The sequence below is a fragment of the Pseudaminobacter soli (ex Zhang et al. 2022) genome, from assembly GCF_014595955.1.
GTDB classification, from domain to species: Bacteria; Pseudomonadota; Alphaproteobacteria; order Rhizobiales; family Rhizobiaceae; genus Kumtagia; species Kumtagia pseudosoli.
In genome coordinates this window covers 121,503-136,888 of record NZ_JABVCF010000016.1, presented here as the reverse complement: position 1 = coordinate 136,888, position 15,386 = coordinate 121,503, and the positions used below count along the sequence as shown (strand labels likewise).

At 64.8% G+C, this 15,386-nt stretch carries 15 protein-coding genes, 1 tRNA gene and 1 pseudogene; 16 read left to right on the top strand and 1 reads right to left on the bottom strand.

Annotated elements, in window-relative coordinates:
* The 5 genes and pseudogenes from HUI96_RS24870 to HUI96_RS24850 form a co-directional block, all read left to right on the top strand.
* A pseudogene (locus tag HUI96_RS24870) lies at positions 1-76 on the top strand (EF-Tu/IF-2/RF-3 family GTPase); the annotation flags it as partial.
* Between the two features lie 226 nt (positions 77-302).
* A tRNA-Trp gene (locus HUI96_RS24865) sits at positions 303-378 on the top strand.
* Positions 379-828: 450 nt separating this feature from the next.
* Positions 829-1,074 carry a hypothetical protein gene (locus HUI96_RS24860; RefSeq protein WP_188257398.1) on the top strand — a complete coding sequence of 82 codons (246 nt, stop codon included), beginning with the start codon at positions 829-831 and terminating at the stop codon, positions 1,072-1,074.
* Positions 1,071-1,781, top strand: coding sequence for a cytochrome c oxidase assembly protein (locus tag HUI96_RS24855; RefSeq protein ID WP_188257397.1), 711 nt, complete (start codon positions 1,071-1,073; stop codon positions 1,779-1,781). Before HUI96_RS24860 ends, HUI96_RS24855 begins: the two co-directional genes overlap by 4 nt.
* Entirely contained in the window at positions 1,778-2,290 is a 513-nt protein-coding gene (locus HUI96_RS24850; RefSeq protein WP_188257396.1) for a CopD family protein, read from the top strand. The genes HUI96_RS24855 and HUI96_RS24850 overlap by 4 nt, the downstream gene beginning before the upstream one ends.
* Here HUI96_RS24850 and HUI96_RS24845 read toward each other — a convergent pair.
* Positions 2,260-2,775 (bottom strand): DUF2231 domain-containing protein, encoded by a 516-nt coding sequence (locus HUI96_RS24845; protein WP_188257395.1) that lies wholly within the window; start codon positions 2,773-2,775, stop codon positions 2,260-2,262. The two genes, HUI96_RS24850 and HUI96_RS24845, sit on opposite strands and share 31 nt — an antisense overlap.
* Before the next feature lie 30 nt (positions 2,776-2,805).
* Here HUI96_RS24845 and HUI96_RS24840 point away from each other — a divergent pair, with 30 nt between their 5' ends.
* From HUI96_RS24840 to rpoB, 11 genes are all read left to right on the top strand, one after another.
* The gene (locus HUI96_RS24840) at positions 2,806-3,471 is read left to right on the top strand and encodes a cytochrome c oxidase subunit II (RefSeq protein WP_210320314.1); all 666 of its coding nucleotides are present in this window, start codon (positions 2,806-2,808) and stop codon (positions 3,469-3,471) included.
* Complete coding sequence (gene ctaD, locus HUI96_RS24835) at positions 3,468-5,942, top strand: cytochrome c oxidase subunit I (RefSeq protein WP_188257393.1); 2,475 nt, start codon at positions 3,468-3,470, stop codon at positions 5,940-5,942. Before HUI96_RS24840 ends, ctaD begins: the two co-directional genes overlap by 4 nt.
* A complete protein-coding gene (locus tag HUI96_RS24830; RefSeq protein WP_188257392.1) occupies positions 5,939-6,259 on the top strand; it encodes a hypothetical protein in 321 nt (106 codons plus the stop codon). Before ctaD ends, HUI96_RS24830 begins: the two co-directional genes overlap by 4 nt.
* A 333-nt stretch (positions 6,260-6,592) precedes the next feature.
* Positions 6,593-7,129, top strand: a complete 537-nt coding sequence (locus HUI96_RS24825) for a DUF1269 domain-containing protein (protein ID WP_188257391.1) — start codon at positions 6,593-6,595, stop codon at positions 7,127-7,129.
* A gap of 435 nt (positions 7,130-7,564) precedes the next feature.
* Positions 7,565-7,768 carry a preprotein translocase subunit SecE gene (secE, locus tag HUI96_RS24820; RefSeq protein ID WP_188257390.1) on the top strand — a complete coding sequence of 68 codons (204 nt, stop codon included), beginning with the start codon at positions 7,565-7,567 and terminating at the stop codon, positions 7,766-7,768.
* Positions 7,769-7,797: 29 nt separating this feature from the next.
* Positions 7,798-8,325: a transcription termination/antitermination protein NusG gene (gene nusG / locus HUI96_RS24815; protein ID WP_188257389.1), complete on the top strand. Its 528-nt coding sequence runs from the start codon at positions 7,798-7,800 to the stop codon at positions 8,323-8,325.
* 147 nt (positions 8,326-8,472) lie between these two features.
* A complete protein-coding gene (gene rplK, locus HUI96_RS24810) occupies positions 8,473-8,901 on the top strand; it encodes a 50S ribosomal protein L11 (protein ID WP_188257388.1) in 429 nt (142 codons plus the stop codon).
* A gap of 4 nt (positions 8,902-8,905) precedes the next feature.
* Complete coding sequence (gene rplA / locus HUI96_RS24805) at positions 8,906-9,604, top strand: 50S ribosomal protein L1 (protein ID WP_188257387.1); 699 nt, start codon at positions 8,906-8,908, stop codon at positions 9,602-9,604.
* A gap of 360 nt (positions 9,605-9,964) precedes the next feature.
* Complete coding sequence (gene rplJ / locus HUI96_RS24800; RefSeq protein WP_188257386.1) at positions 9,965-10,483, top strand: 50S ribosomal protein L10; 519 nt, start codon at positions 9,965-9,967, stop codon at positions 10,481-10,483.
* 54 nt (positions 10,484-10,537) lie between these two features.
* Positions 10,538-10,918: a 50S ribosomal protein L7/L12 gene (gene rplL / locus HUI96_RS24795; RefSeq protein WP_188257385.1), complete on the top strand. Its 381-nt coding sequence runs from the start codon at positions 10,538-10,540 to the stop codon at positions 10,916-10,918.
* A gap of 201 nt (positions 10,919-11,119) precedes the next feature.
* The gene (gene rpoB, locus HUI96_RS24790; RefSeq protein ID WP_188257384.1) at positions 11,120-15,253 is read left to right on the top strand and encodes a DNA-directed RNA polymerase subunit beta; all 4,134 of its coding nucleotides are present in this window, start codon (positions 11,120-11,122) and stop codon (positions 15,251-15,253) included.
* Positions 15,254-15,386 lie beyond the last annotated feature (133 nt).

Genomic DNA, 15,386 nt, shown 5'->3' with positions numbered 1-15,386 from the left:
GGAGAAGCTGCGCTTCGCCATCCGCGAGGGCGGCCGCACCGTCGGCGCCGGCGTGGTCGTCAGCATCCAGGAATAAGCTAACCGCGGTCTTCGGACCTGCCACTGACTCCACGAAGGGCGGCTCTCGGGCCGCCCTTCGCATTTCCAGGACTACTTCGTGCCGCAACGCGGCAATTCGCCACCATTGGCGCGCCTCTCAAGGAGTTCGCGCGATTGGCGCCTCAGCGGAACCGCAGACGCACTCGAAAACGCTTATCGGCCCTTGCAACCGGGGCGGCTTTGTGAAATGTACGCGGCCGCGAAGGGGTATAGCTCAGTTGGTAGAGCGGCGGTCTCCAAAACCGCAGGTCGGGGGTTCGAGCCCCTCTGCCCCTGCCAGGCCAAGCCCTTGGCATCCCAGCGACTTTCCCTGCGTCGGCAGCCTCCTTAGCGACCCGAAATAGGCCTCCTGTCGCCGATGCCGGGTGGACTCGCTGCGGCTATTCCCAGACAAGTTTGAACTGAGCGCAGTCCGACGCCCCTACGGGCCGTGTCAGCCTCGTATCGACAAGGCGCGAGGCGCGAGAGGTATTTCGGATCCAGCAGCAACTCCGCGCGCTGCCAAATGACGCCCGCGTCGATGGCGGTCTCGAACCCTCATCGGCAGTCCTCCGGACCCTGGGCGCTGTGCCTACGCATTTCTTTCAACAGCGCGGGGAGGGCCGCGGCAACCTGTCCCGGCGGGAGGGACGGGGCGGTCTGGACAGATGGAACTTCCGGCTTCCGGGCTTGTTCCTAGGCGAGCCGCGTCGGCCACCGGCATGACCGTCTCTGGCCAAGGAGGACCAGATGAGCAAGCCCAATCAAACCGGTAAGCGGCCCGACGAATCCCATTACGAGAATGCCACCGGAGGCTGGGGGGCGCTCACGGCGATCGGCAGCATCCTTGCCGACCGGAAGCCTACCTTCGGCGTGCTCCGCACGCTCACGCGCCAGAACAAGACGGGCGGGCACATGTGCACCTCCGGCGCCTGGACCAAGCCTGCGCAGCCGTATTTCCCCGTTCGCATCCGTGTTGAGAGGGCTGGCGCATGATGGAGGCGCTGGAGGGGACTTATTGCGGCCCGGCGCCCCTCCCGGCGGACATCTGGCTGCGCTGGAATCTCGACCCGGTGCTGCTCCTGGCGCTCTGCCTCCTAACACTCGCGGTGGGGCGAAATAGGGCAGGGGGCCTCGCTGTCGCGGTGCTGGCGCTGGCCTTCGTCTCGCCGCTCTGCGCGCTTTCGGCTGCGCTGTTCTCGGCGCGGGTGGTGCACCATATCCTGTTGGTGGCGGTGGCCGCGCCGCTCCTTGCGCTCGCCTGGCCGGGGCGCAGTCCGAGGTCCCCGGCGGCGCCCTTCCTGGTCTCCACTGGGGTACTCTGGGCTTGGCACTGGCCCCCAGCCTACGACCTGGCACTGTCGAATGTGGTGGCCTACTGGGCAATGCAGGCGACGCTCCTCGGCTCGGCCTTCGCCTTCTGGCAGGCGGTCCTCCATCGCGGGCAGGCGGCGGGCACTAGCCTCCTCTGGGTGCTGGGAGGCTACATGCAGATGGCACTCCTCGGCGCGCTTCTCACCTTCGCTCCCAAAGTCCTCTACGCGATCCACGCGGTCGCGCCCGTGGACTGGGGCTTCACGCCGCTCGGCGATCAGCAGTTGGGCGGGCTCATCATGTGGGTTCCGGCTGGCCTCCCCTTCGTTGCCTGGGGAGCTCTCGTCGCGCGCCGGGGATGGCAGGCGGTGGCGAAGGGGCTCGCATGAATCCGTGGCTCGAGGGCGCGATCCCGTATGTGAAGGCGCTCCACATCGCAGCCTTGGTGATCTGGTGCGCGGGATTGTTCGCGCTGCCCTTGATGCTGGCCCGCCACGACCCCGCGATCGGGCAGGCGGACTACAGCCGGATCAGGCTGGCGACCCATTACGGCTATACCTGGGTCGTCACTCCCGCCGCGGCGCTTGCGGTCGTCGCGGGTACCCTCCTGATCTTCCTGCGGGAACTCTTTGTCGTCTGGATGTTCGCGAAGCTCGTCTTCGTGGCGCTGCTCGTCGGCTTCCACGCCTGGGTCGGCCATACGATGGTCACCGTGGCAGAGACCGAGGGAGAGCACCAGACGCCGGAGCCGCTGCTGCCGCTGCTCGTCCTGCTGGTCCCAGTCCTCGCGATCCTGTTTCTGGTCCTCGCCAAGCCCGAGCTGGAGAATATTCCTCTGCCGGACTGGCTCATGGAGCCCATGGGCGGTCAGCTCCCGTTCGACGTCCCCAGGCGATAGTCGAAGACGAGCTTGCCGCCATGCCACCCGGTCGCGCCCACCATGATGACGCAGAAGCCCGACAGCAGGATGCCGTAAGGCAGCACCGCCGCCTCATAGCCGTGAAGCCGATAGCCCCAGTTCGTGCCCAGAGCCGACAGGAGCACTATCGCGATGATGGCGTGGGTCCAGGAGGAGGCCCGCGCACGGATGCCGGGGACCAGCAGCAGCTCCAGCGTCCCGGAGGCGGCCGCGGCGAGGCCGATGAGGAACGCCATCCCCGCCGCCCATACCGCAGCCCGCGCCCAGAACACGTCGCCGGTCCACCAGTAGAGCGCGTCCGCCCCGAAATTGCAGAAGGTCAGCGCGATGGGAAAGGCCACGGTCATGGCATGGATCGGGTGGCCCGCTACCGCGACCTTCGACTCGGTCTCCTCGAAGCCGGGATGCTGCGCAATCGGATCGATCGTCGTCTCGTCCCGGGTCTGGATCTGAGTCTGGGCCATTGGCGGGGTCTCCTGCGGGGGCTGGTCGGAATGCTAATGCTCGTCGCGATTTCCGGTTGCGAGCAGAGGCTGTCCACCGTGCACCCGGCGGGCCCGGCGGCGGAGGCGATCGCGACGCTGTGGTGGGTCATGCTGATCGGGGCGACGGCGATCTTCCTGCTCGTCGCTGTCCTGCTGGTGCTGGCGTTCCGCCGCGGCGAAGGTCCGTCCGGACCCGAGGCGGAAACCCGGCGGGAGCGGGTTTGGATCCTGGGTCTCGGCCTCGGCTTCACGCTCACCGTTCTCGCCGCCCTCACAATCTACGGGCTCGTGATCGGTGAGCGGCTGCTGGCCAGTCCCCAGCCCGGCCTCGTGACCGTCCGCGCCGAGGGTGCGCAGTGGGTTTGGCGCTTCTCCTACGCCGACGCGCCTGGCCGGGTGACCGAGGGCGTCCTCCACATCCCCGCAGGCCGTCCGGTCGACGTGGAGATCACCACGGCCGACGTCATCCACAGCTTCTGGGCGCCGCGCCTCGCGGGCAAGCTCGACGCGATCCCGGGCCATGTGAACGTCCTGCGGATCGAGGCGGACACCCCCGGCGACTACGCAGGCGTAAGCGCCGAGTTCAACGGACGGGGCTACACCAATCACCGCTTCACCGTACGGGCGCATGACGAGGCCGCCTGGGACGCCTTCCTCCGCGGAGAGACCCGATGAACGCCCTGCGCCGCCACCGCGAGCTCGAGCGCATCTGGTCCTCCCGTCCGGGCTGGCGCGGCAAGCTCACGACCGTGAACAACAACGACATCGGGCTGATGTTCCTGTTCACCGCGGCGACGTTCTTCGTGATCGCCGGCATCCTGGCCATGCTGATCCGCGCGCAACTCGCCACCCCGCGCTCGGTCTTCATGGGACCTGAGATCTACAACCAGGTCTTCACGATGCACGGGACCATCATGATGTTCCTGTTCGCGATCCCGCTCTTCGAAGGGCTGACGATCTATCTCCTGCCCAAGATGCTCGGCACGCGTGATCTGGCCTTCCCCCGGCTCAGCGCCTTCGGCTTCTGGTGCTACGCCTTCGGCGGCTCTCTCCTGATCTTCTCGCTGCTTGCCGGGATCGCGCCGGAAAGCGGCTGGTTCATGTATCCGCCGCTCTCCTCGACTCTGGGGTCGCCGGGGATCAACCCGGACTTCTGGCTCCTTGGCATCACCTTCGTGGAGATCTCAGCCATCTCGGCGGCCGTCGAGATCGTAGTGACCGTGCTCATCTATCGCGCGCCGGGCATGTCGCTCGACAAGCTGCCGATCTTCGCCTGGTACATGCTGGTGGTGGCGGTGATGATCCTGACGGGGTTTCCGCCGCTGATCCTGGGCTCTCTCCTGCTCGAACTCGAGCGCGCCTTCGGTATGCCCTTCTTCCAGGTAGAGGCCGGGGGTGACAGCCTGCTGTGGCAGCACCTCTTCTGGCTCTTCGGCCATCCGGAGGTCTACATCATCTTCCTGCCTGCCGCGGGAGTCGTCTCCACGGTCCTGCCGGTAATGGCGCGCACGACGCTCCTCGGCTACGGCTGGGTCGTGGCGGCAGCGGCATCGCTCGGAGTCCTAAGTTTCGGGCTCTGGGTCCACCATATGTACGCGACCGGCATCCCGCATATGGGGCTGGCCTTCTTCTCGGCGGCCTCGACGCTGGTTGCGGTGCCCACGGGGGTGCAGATCTTCGCCTGGATCGGAACGATCTGGAAGGGTCGGCCCGAGATGCACCTGCCGATGCTCTGGATCCTCGCCTTCTTCGCGACCTTTGTGATGGGAGGGCTCACCGGTGTCATGGTGGCGATGGTGCCCTTCGATTGGCAGTCGCACGACACCTACTTCGTCGTGGCGCATTTCCACTATGTGCTGGTGGGCGGCTTCGTCTTCCCGATGCTCGCCGGCCTCTACTACTGGCTGCCACATTTCACCGGGCGGAAGCGCTACTTCAGGCTGGGCGAGACGGCGTTCTGGCTGATTGTCCTCGGGTTCCACGGGACCTTCCTGCTGCTGCACTGGGCGGGTCTCCTGGGGATGAGGCGGCGGATCGACAGCATCGAGCCCGGATCGGGGTGGGAACTCATCAACCTTCTCGCCTCGATCGGCGGCTTCGTCATGGCGATCGGCTTCGCGCTCGTGCTCATAGATGTGGGGGTGAACGCGGCCGTAGCGGTCCGGGGCCGCCGCAATCCCTGGCGGGCTGCGACGCTCGAATGGGCCATGCCGGCGCCATCGCCCTCCTACAACCTAGCTTCCCTTCCCAAGGTACTCAGCCGCTATCCTCTCTATGACGATCCCGATCTGCCCCTGCGCATAGCGCGCGGCGAGGGGCTTCTCGGAAACCCGCGCAGCGGCCTGCGCGAGATCCTGACGGTGGAGATCGCCAGCGGGCGGCCGAACTACCTCGTCATCTTCCCGACCAACTCGGCGCTGCCCATCGTCATGGCTCTCATCACCGGAGGCTTCTTCGTCGGGATGCTGATCAAGGCCTACTGGCTCCTGCCGCTTTCCGTCCTGGCCGTGACGGCGCTCGCAGTTTGGTGGGCCTGGAGCCTGGGGAGCAGCGAGGACGAGGGTCCGCAGCCGGTCGGGCATGGGCTTGCCCTGCCGCCTGCCTCGGAGATGGAGCGTTCGCCGGGCTGGTGGGGGTCGCTGTTCCTGCTCCTCGCCAACGGAGTGTTCTTCGGCTCGCTTCTCTTCGGCTATGCCTTCCTCTGGACGGTGGCGCCGAACTGGCCGCCGCCCACTCTGCTGGAGCCCGGCCTCGCCGGGCCGCTGCTGGCGCTGGGCGGCGCGGCCCTGGCCTTCGGGGGCATCCGCCTCGCCGACCGCGCGGTCCGCCGCGATGCGGCGCCCTGGCTGGGCCTGCTCCTGAGCCTTGCGGGTCTCGCTGCACTCGCGGCCGCCGCCGTCACGGTGCTAGCTCGGACGACCCACAACGCCCACGCCTACGACGCCACGCTCTGGGTGGTGGCCGGCTACGTCCTCTTTCACGCGACCGTCGCGGGGCTCATGACGGTGTTCCTGACGCTGCGCGCGTCCGCCGGCTACCTCTCGCGCGTCGGTGAAGTGCGGGTCGTGCGACTGTGGACAGACTACGCCGCCATCGCAGCGCTCCTCGGACTGGGCGCTGCCTGGCTGCCGGTAGCGTTGTCATGACCGACATTCTCCGCATCTCCGTCCCACTCACGGCCTGGCTCGCCGCCTTCAGCGCCGTCTACGGGCTCCAGGGCCTCGTTTGCTCGCAACGCTGGGCCGATGCGGGCCTTGATCTCACCGCAGGCCGTATCGCCATGATGGTAGCCTGGGCCGCAGCCGTCGCGCTCCAGCTTGTCTTCCTCCTCGCTTTGCGCTCGCCCCGCTTCGTCTCGCGATCGGCCTTCGTGCGCTGGGTGAGCCTGATGCTGGCTATCTCTGCCCTGGTCGCCACGCTGTGGACTCTTCTCCCGGTCGTCACGACCTCGGCCTGCCTTTGAGCCCCATCACGCAGCCGCTCGGTTCTCCTCGCCCGGCACAGACACATCCATATACGAAATCTTGATGCGGCTGGCGCTCGTCAGATGCCGCAGACGCGCTACACTGGCCGAGGTCGCGTGCGGCACTGCATCAGGCACTCTCCACTGAAGGCGCACGGTTCCTCAATGAACTGAACGAACACCGACGCGAGGGCGAGCATCGATAATCGCATTGCAGACATTCGCGCCGATCACGAAAGGCGATCGAGCACGCGGATGCAGCATTGGCAAGGGCCCGCGAGGCCGCGCCGCGCTGATCACCCAGTTTCAACAGGAAGAGGTCAGGAGGTTGCCATGGCAGAACTTGTCGCAGTTGCATTCGATAATCAGCAGGAAGCGGACCGCGTCCTGACGGAACTGAACCGTCTGCAAAAGGAATATCTGATCGAACTTGCAGACGCCGTGGTCGTCATTCGCCAGCCCGACGGCAAGGTCAACCTGAAGCAAAGCATGAATCTCGTCGGTGCAGGCGCCGCCTCCGGCGGCCTTTCCGGCGCCATCTGGGGCACCCTGGTGGGATTGCTGTTTCTCAATCCGCTGGCGGGCTTTGCGTTAGGCGGTCTCGTCGGCGCCGGAGCAGGAGCACTTTCCGGTTCGTTGGTGGATTACGGCATCGACGACAACTTCATCCGAACTCTTGCCGAAAAGCTGAAGCCTGACAGTTCGGCGCTCTTCCTGCTGGTGCGCAAGGCCCAGCCGGAGAAGGTCCTGGCTGACCTCTCGCAGTTCAGGGGTGAGGTCATTCGGACGTCGCTCTCACCGGATCAGGAAGCTCGCCTCCAGAAGGCGATCTCGGGCGCAGCAAGAGCCGCTTCCGAATCCCAAGTCTGACCGGCTCAGCCTAGTGCGCCGACGCATGCCTCGACCACCGATCGGAGTGCGAGGCGCTGCCGCAGTGTCGGCAGCAGCACGAGAAGGGCGAGTTCGGGAAGCGCGTGGGGCGAGCACAGCAAATGGCGGCTAGGTCAGGCATCTTGCCAGATCGGCCGAAATGGTCCATATAAGCTCACAGCCGGGACGGGACGACTGGATGGTTCCGATGCGGCGTTTGGCGGAATCGAAACTTGCCACTTGCGTGGGGCAGGAATCGGTTCTATCTAGACAGAACAGTCACGCGACGCGTGAAGCTGAGTAGGCTTTACGCGTCTAAGTGTGTGAGCGATTTCCGGCGCCATTCGAGGCGGGCGACGGGCCCAAAAGCGATTTCTCCCGGCAGCGGGAACATCCAGGAGGTCCGGTCAACGGATCTTTCGTGACAGGCGGCAGATGGCATTGAAGACCACCAATCCTTTCACCTTCATTCAGCAGGTGAGGTCCGAGACGGCGAAGGTGACTTGGCCGTCGCGGCGCGAGACTCTGATCTCCACAGTTATGGTCGTGGCCTTCGCAATCCTTGCGATGGTCTTCTTTTTTGCCGCCGACCAGCTGATGGCGTTCGGTATTGATTTGATCCTCGGCCTTGGCCGCTGATACCGGCGAAATTTGGAGAAACTGCTGAGATGACGGCCCGCTGGTACATTGTCCACGCCTATTCGAACTTCGAGAAGAAGGTCGCGGAGGACATAGAGAACAAAGCCAGGCAGAAGGGTCTTTCCGGCGATATCGAGCAGATCATCGTGCCGACCGAGAAGGTCGTAGAGGTTCGGCGCGGCCGCAAGGTCGATGCCGAGCGCAAGTTCTTCCCCGGCTACGTGCTGGTGCGGGCGAATCTGACCGACGCGGTGTTCTCGCTGATCAAGAACACGCCGAAGGTAACGGGCTTCCTTGGTGACTCCAAGCCTGTACCGATCACTGACAAGGAGGCTGAGCGCATCCTGCACCAGGTCCAGGAAGGCGTGGAGCGGCCGAAGCCGTCGGTCACCTTCGAGATCGGCGAGCAGGTCCGCGTCTCCGACGGCCCGTTCGCATCGTTCAACGGCTATGTCCAGGAAGTGGACCCGGAACGCGCGAGGCTCAAGGTGGAGGTTTCGATCTTCGGGCGCGCGGTGCCCGTGGATCTCGAATTCGGCCAGGTCGAGAAGACCTGATCCGAAGCCGGCCGATTGGCTGGACGGGCGGCGCCGATCGGAAGCGCCGCTTCGCGGTGGAAGGGCAATCGGCTTAGCCGGCCGCAAAGTCCGCACCACCACACTGCAACCGCCGGACATCCGGCATGAAACAAAGGCAGGAAAGAGATGGCTAAGAAAGTAGCCGGCCAGCTCAAGCTCCAGGTCGCCGCGGGCTCTGCGACTCCGTCGCCCCCGATCGGTCCTGCGCTTGGTCAGCGCGGCATCAACATCATGGAATTCTGCAAGGCGTTCAACGCCCAGACCCAGGAGATGGAGAAGGGGCAGCCGATTCCGGTTGTCATCACCTACTATCAGGACAAGTCGTTCACCTTCGTCATGAAGACGCCGCCGGTGACCTACTTCCTGAAGAAGGCCGCCAATCTGAAGTCGGGCTCCAAGGAGCCGGGCAAGGCCAAGGCCGGCCAGATCAGCCGCGACAAGGTGCGCGAGATCGCGGAGGCGAAGCTGAAGGATCTCAACGCCACCGACGTGGAAGCCGCCATGCGCATGGTGGAAGGTTCTGCCCGTTCGATGGGCCTGGAAGTGGTGGGCTAAGCCAATGGCGAAGGTTGCAAAGCGCGTTGCCAAGTCCCGCGAGGGCCTCGATCGCAACAAGGCCTATTCGCTCGGCGAGGCCATCAAGCTGCTCAAGGAGCGCTCCACCGTCAAGTTCGACGAGACCATTGAGGTGTCGCTCAACCTCGGCGTCGATCCCCGCCATGCCGACCAGATGGTCCGCGGCGTCGTGAACCTGCCGAACGGCACCGGCCGTACCGTGCGGGTCGCCGTGTTCGCGCGCGGCGCCAAGGCCGATGAGGCCCGCGCCGCCGGAGCCGACGTCGTCGGTGCCGAGGATCTGGTGGAGACCGTGCAGAAGGGTGAGATCAACTTCGACCGCTGCATCGCCACCCCGGACCTGATGCCGCTGGTCGGTCGTCTCGGCAAGGTGCTCGGCCCGCGCGGCATGATGCCTAACCCGAAGGTCGGCACGGTCACGATGGATGTCGCCGGCGCGGTGAAGGCTTCTAAGGGCGGCGCCGTCGAGTTCCGCGTCGAGAAGGCGGGCATCATCCATGCCGGCGTCGGCAAGGTGTCGTTCGACGTCGCCGCGCTCGAAGAGAACGTGCGGGCGCTCGCCGATGCGGTCAACAAGGCGAAGCCCTCGGGCGCCAAGGGCGTCTACATGAAGAAGATTTCGGTGAGCTCCACGATGGGCCCCGGCCTCAAGGTCGATCTGGCGAGCCTCGGCGCCGTCTGATTGCGATGGAAGGCGGTCGCTCCGCCTTCCCGACGAATTCCGGGCCGGTTTCGGCCCGGATGCTGGAAGCAGAAGATCGCTTCCGGACTATCCTGTCCGAGACTGCAGGCGGCTCGCCTTAATCCAAATGGGCCTGCATGAGACGGGTGAAGACCGGACAAAGGGGTTTTGGCCCCGATGGAAGGTTCGAACCGTGTGTGCCTTTTGTCTGCATGCCGGCATGCCTTCGGGCCCGCCGGCTTGGCGAAAGGGGACAGGATCCTCGAGCGCCGTTCGGGTGATCCAGAGACCTGGAGAGCCCGGCCGGCAAAAGGCAATCGACCGATACCCGCAAGGGTGGAGGTCAACTGGAGATAGGCAGTGGACAGAGCGGAAAAACGCGAACTCGTCACGAGCCTGAACGACGCTTTCAAGAGCGCCGGCTCAGTCGTCGTGGCCCACTATGCCGGTATCACCGTCGCGCAGATGAACGATCTTCGTGGGAAGATGCGTTCTGCCGGCGGCACCGTCAAAGTCGCGAAGAACCGCCTCGCCAAGATCGCTCTTCAGGGCACGGAGTCGGAAGGCATCATCGATCTGTTCAAGGGACAGACGCTGATCGCCTATTCGGCAGATCCGATTGCGGCACCGAAGGTGGCATCCGATTTCGCCAAGGGGAATGACAAGCTGATCATTCTCGGCGGCGCGATGGGCTCCACCGCTCTCGACGCGGAAGGGGTGAAGGCTCTCGCCACGCTCCCGTCGCTCGACGAGCTGCGCGCAAGGCTGGTTGGAATGATCTCCACGCCGGCAACCCGGATCGCCCAGGTCGTCAACGCGCCGGCAGGCCAGCTTGCCCGCGTGTTCGGCGCCTATGCCCGGAAGGACGAGGCGGCGTGAGGCCGTTCCTCAGCAATCACCAACACTTGTTCGAACTTTCAAAGGAACTGAAAAATGGCTGATCTTGCCAAGATCGTAGATGACCTCTCCAGCCTGACCGTCCTCGAGGCGGCCGAGCTGTCGAAGATGCTGGAAGAGAAGTGGGGCGTCTCCGCCGCTGCTCCGGTGGCCGTTGCTGCTGCCGGCGGTGGTGCTGCCGCTGCCGCCGCTCCGGTCGAAGAGAAGACCGAGTTCGACGTGATCCTCGCCGACGCCGGCGCCCAGAAGATCAACGTCATCAAGGAAGTGCGCGCGATCACCGGTCTCGGCCTCAAGGAAGCCAAGGACCTGGTCGAGGGCGCTCCGAAGCCGGTCAAGGAAGCCGTTGCCAAGGCCGACGCCGAGAAGATCAAGGCTCAACTGGAAGCTGCTGGCGCCAAGGTCGAGCTGAAGTAAGTGCTGCGGTGCCGGCGGGCGGATGTCGTCCGCCGGTCCCCGCGGGACAGGGGGAATTGAGTTGGGAACCTCTTTCCTGAGGGCCGCAGGCGGCTTTCAGGAAACGGGTTTTCACCCGTTTTAGGACTGACCTCGCTGGACGGGGTCCTACATATGCAAGGCGTGCCGACGAGGTCCGCCCCAAGCGAGCAAGGAGCGACGATGGCCCAGACCGCGACATTCAATGGCCGCAGACGCGTACGCAAGTTCTTCGGGAACATCCCCGAGGTTGCGGAGATGCCGAACCTCATCGAGGTTCAGAAGGCGTCGTACGATCAGTTCCTGATGGTGGACGAGCCGCGGGGCGGCCGTCCGGACGAGGGCCTGCAGGCCGTTTTCAAATCGGTCTTCCCGATTTCCGATTTCTCTGGTTCCTCGATGCTCGAATTCGTCAAGTACGAGTTTGAGGCACCGAAGTTCGACGTCGACGAGTGCCGGCAGCGCGATCTGACCTATGCCGCGCCGCTGAAGGTTACCCTGCGCCTGATCGTGTTCGATATCGACGAGGATACCGGCGCGAAGTCGATCAAGGACATCAAGGAGCAGGACGTGTACATGGGCGACATGCCGCTCATGACGCTGAACGGTACCTTTATCATCAACGGCACCGAGCGTGTGATCGTGTCGCAGATGCACCGTTCGCCGGGCGTCTTCTTCGATCACGACAAGGGCAAGTCGCACTCCAGCGGCAAGCTGCTCTTCGCAGCGCGCGTCATCCCCTACCGCGGGTCGTGGCTCGACATCGAGTTCGACTCCAAGGACGTCGTGCATGCGCGTATCGACCGCCGCCGCAAGATTCCGGCGACGAGCCTCCTGATGGCGCTGGGCATGGACGGCGAGGAGATCCTGTCGACCTTCTACAACAAGATCATCTACAAGCGCGACGGCGACACGTGGCGTATCCCCTACAATGTGGAGCGCTTCCGCGGGCTGAAGGCCGTCAATGACCTGATCGATGCCGACACCGGCGAGGTCGTGGTCGAAGCCGGCCGTAAGATCACCGCGCGCCAGGCCAAGCAGCTTGCCGACAAGGGTCTGAAGGCGATCAAGGCGACTGATGAGGACGTTCTCGGCAGCTATCTCGCCGAGGACATCGTCAACTACCAGACGGGCGAGATCTATCTCGAGGCCGGCGACGAGATCGACGAGAAGACGCTGAAGACGCTGCTGTCGACAGGCGAGGACGAGTTCGCGATCCTCGACATCGACCACATCAACATCGGTGGTTACATCCGCAACACGCTTGCCGTCGATAAGAACGAGAGCCGCCAGGACGCGCTGTTCGACATCTACCGGGTGATGCGCCCGGGCGAGCCGCCGACGCTGGAGACGGCGGAAGCGATGTTCAACTCGCTGTTCTTCGATGCCGACCGCTACGACCTCTCGGCTGTCGGCCGCGTGAAGATGAACATGCGTCTCGACCTCGACTGCCCGGACACCGTGCGGACTCTCCGCAAGGAGGACATCATCGCGGTGGTGCGCACGCTGGTCGAACTGCGTGACGGCAAGGGCGAGATCGACGACATCGACAATCTCGGCAACCGCCGGGTGCGCTCCGTCGGCGAACTCATGGAGAACCAGTACCGCGTCGGCCTGCTGCGCATGGAGCGCGCGATCAAGGAGCGCATGTCGTCGATTGAGATCGACACGGTCATGCCGCAGGACCTGATCAACGCCAAGCCGGCGGCCGCCGCCGTGCGGGAGTTCTTCGGTTCTTCGCAGCTCTCGCAGTTTATGGACCAGACCAACCCGCTGTCGGAGATCACCCACAAGCGGCGTCTCTCGGCCCTCGGGCCGGGCGGCCTGACTCGCGAGCGCGCCGGCTTCGAGGTGCGCGACGTGCACCCGACCCACTATGGCCGCATCTGCCCGATCGAGACGCCTGAAGGCCCGAACATCGGTTTGATCAACAGCTTGGCGACGTTTGCTCGCGTGAACAAGTATGGCTTCATCGAAAGCCCGTATCGCCGGATCGTGGATGGCAGTCTGACCAACGACGTCGTCTATCTGTCGGCGATGGAAGAGGCCAAGCACTACGTTGCCCAGGCCAACGCTGAGCTCGATGCGGAAGGCCGCTTCGCCGAGGAGTTCGTCATCTGCCGCCATGCCGGCGAGGTGATGATGGCGCCGCGCGAGAACGTCGACCTCATGGACGTGTCGCCGAAGCAGATGGTGTCGGTTGCCGCCGCGCTCATCCCGTTCCTTGAGAACGATGACGCCAACCGCGCGCTGATGGGCTCGAACATGCAGCGTCAGGCCGTGCCTCTGGTGCGCGCCGAAGCGCCGTACGTTGGAACCGGTATGGAGCCGATCGTCGCCCGTGACTCGGGCGCGGCCATCGCTGCGCGCCGCACCGGCATCGTCGACCAGGTGGACGCGACGCGTATCGTCATCCGTGCGACGGAAGAGGTCGATCCGGGCAAGTCCGGCGTCGACATCTACCGGCTGATGAAGTTCCAGCGCTCGAACCAGAACACCTGCATCAACCAGCGTCCGCTGGTGAAGGTGGGCGACCGGATCGAGAAGGGCGACATCATCGCCGACGGTCCGTCGACCGACTTGGGCGATCTGGCGCTGGGCCGCAACGTGCTCGTCGCGTTCATGCCGTGGAACGGCTACAACTACGAGGACTCGATCCTGCTCTCCGAGCGCATCGTGGCCGACGACGTCTTCACCTCGATCCACATCGAGGAGTTCGAGGTCATGGCCCGCGACACCAAGCTCGGGCCGGAGGAGATCACCCGCGACATCCCGAACGTCTCGGAGGAGGCTCTGAAGAACCTCGACGAGGCAGGCATCGTCTACATCGGTGCCGAGGTGCAGCCGGGCGACATCCTGGTGGGCAAGATCACGCCGAAGGGCGAAAGCCCGATGACGCCGGAAGAGAAGCTTCTGCGCGCCATTTTCGGCGAGAAGGCCTCCGACGTGCGCGACACCTCCATGCGCATGCCTCCGGGAACCTATGGCACGGTCGTCGAGGTCCGCGTGTTCAACCGTCATGGCGTCGAGAAGGACGAGCGCGCCATGGCCATCGAGCGCGAGGAGATCGAGCGGCTGGCCAAGGACCGCGACGACGAGCAGGCGATCCTAGACCGCAACGTCTACAGCCGTCTGGCAGACATGCTGTCCGGCCGCGAGGCCATCGCGGGGCCGAAGGGCTTCAAGAAGGGCACCACGCTCACGCGTGACCTTCTGACCGAGTATCCGCGTTCGCAGTGGTGGCAGTTCGCCGTCGACGACGAGAAGCTGCAGTCCGAGCTCGAGGCGCTCCGGGCCCAATACGACGAGTCCAAGAAGGCGCTCGAGCAGCGCTTCATGGACAAGGTCGAGAAAGTCCAGCGCGGCGACGAAATGCCTCCGGGCGTCATGAAGATGGTCAAGGTCTTCGTGGCGGTGAAGCGCAAGATGCAGCCCGGCGACAAGATGGCGGGCCGTCACGGCAACAAGGGTGTCGTGTCGCGCATCGTGCCGGTCGAGGACATGCCGTTCCTCGAGGACGGCACGCATGTCGACATCGTGCTCAACCCGCTGGGCGTGCCTTCGCGCATGAACGTCGGCCAGATCCTGGAGACGCACCTGGGCTGGGCCTGTGCCGGCATGGGCAAGAAGATCGGCGAGATGATCGACGCCTATAAGAGCGGCAGCGAGATCCAGCCGCTTCGGCAGACGATCGAGCAGATCATGCCGGACAACGACCGCAACGAGCCGGTCCGCCGCTATGACGACGACTCGATCATCAGGCTCGGCGAGCAGATGCGGCGCGGCGTTTCCATCGCCACGCCGGTGTTCGACGGTGCTCATGAGGCCCACATCGACGAGATGCTGACGCAGGCAGGCCTTTCGACCAGCGGTCAGCAGACGCTCTACGACGGGCGCACAGGCGAGCCTTTCGATCGCAAAGTGACCGTGGGCTACATATATATGCTGAAGCTCCACCATCTCGTGGACGACAAGATCCACGCGCGCTCGATCGGTCCGTACTCGCTCGTCACCCAGCAGCCGTTGGGCGGCAAGGCGCAGTTCGGCGGACAGCGCTTCGGCGAGATGGAGGTGTGGGCGCTCGAAGCCTACGGCGCGGCCTACACCTTGCAGGAGATGCTGACGGTGAAGTCGGACGACGTCGCCGGCCGCACCAAGGTCTACGAGGCGATCGTTCGTGGCGACGACACGTTCGAGGCGGGCATCCCGGAGAGCTTCAACGTTCTCGTCAAGGAGATGCGCTCGCTGGGCCTGAACGTCGAACTGGAGAACTCGATGGTCGAGGAGCAGCCGCGCCTGCGCGACGCGGCCGAGTAAAGCCGAGCGCCGCCGCGAGCCTCACAGGCGTTCGCGGCGGCCACCGGTCGGGCTGAGGTCCGGCCCAACAGATCGTCCGATCGTGCACGCGTAGCGGCGGCGTTCGAGCCGATTGGAGAAGGGGCAATTTGCC

What these genes read in the sequence shown, in the direction of transcription:
- HUI96_RS24860 (WP_188257398.1), top strand. Translation starts at nt 829, where the DNA reads ATGAGCAAGCCCAATCAAACCGGTAAGCGGCCCGACGAATCCCATTAC.
- HUI96_RS24855 (WP_188257397.1), top strand. Translation starts at nt 1,071, where the DNA reads ATGATGGAGGCGCTGGAGGGGACTTATTGCGGCCCGGCGCCCCTCCCG.
- HUI96_RS24850 (WP_188257396.1), top strand. Translation starts at nt 1,778, where the DNA reads ATGAATCCGTGGCTCGAGGGCGCGATCCCGTATGTGAAGGCGCTCCAC.
- HUI96_RS24845 (WP_188257395.1), bottom strand. Translation starts at nt 2,775, where the DNA reads ATGGCCCAGACTCAGATCCAGACCCGGGACGAGACGACGATCGATCCG.
- HUI96_RS24840 (WP_210320314.1), top strand. Translation starts at nt 2,806, where the DNA reads ATGCTAATGCTCGTCGCGATTTCCGGTTGCGAGCAGAGGCTGTCCACC.
- ctaD (WP_188257393.1), top strand. Translation starts at nt 3,468, where the DNA reads ATGAACGCCCTGCGCCGCCACCGCGAGCTCGAGCGCATCTGGTCCTCC.
- HUI96_RS24830 (WP_188257392.1), top strand. Translation starts at nt 5,939, where the DNA reads ATGACCGACATTCTCCGCATCTCCGTCCCACTCACGGCCTGGCTCGCC.
- HUI96_RS24825 (WP_188257391.1), top strand. Translation starts at nt 6,593, where the DNA reads ATGGCAGAACTTGTCGCAGTTGCATTCGATAATCAGCAGGAAGCGGAC.
- secE (WP_188257390.1), top strand. Translation starts at nt 7,565, where the DNA reads ATGGCATTGAAGACCACCAATCCTTTCACCTTCATTCAGCAGGTGAGG.
- nusG (WP_188257389.1), top strand. Translation starts at nt 7,798, where the DNA reads ATGACGGCCCGCTGGTACATTGTCCACGCCTATTCGAACTTCGAGAAG.
- rplK (WP_188257388.1), top strand. Translation starts at nt 8,473, where the DNA reads ATGGCTAAGAAAGTAGCCGGCCAGCTCAAGCTCCAGGTCGCCGCGGGC.
- rplA (WP_188257387.1), top strand. Translation starts at nt 8,906, where the DNA reads ATGGCGAAGGTTGCAAAGCGCGTTGCCAAGTCCCGCGAGGGCCTCGAT.
- rplL (WP_188257385.1), top strand. Translation starts at nt 10,538, where the DNA reads ATGGCTGATCTTGCCAAGATCGTAGATGACCTCTCCAGCCTGACCGTC.
- rpoB (WP_188257384.1), top strand. Translation starts at nt 11,120, where the DNA reads ATGGCCCAGACCGCGACATTCAATGGCCGCAGACGCGTACGCAAGTTC.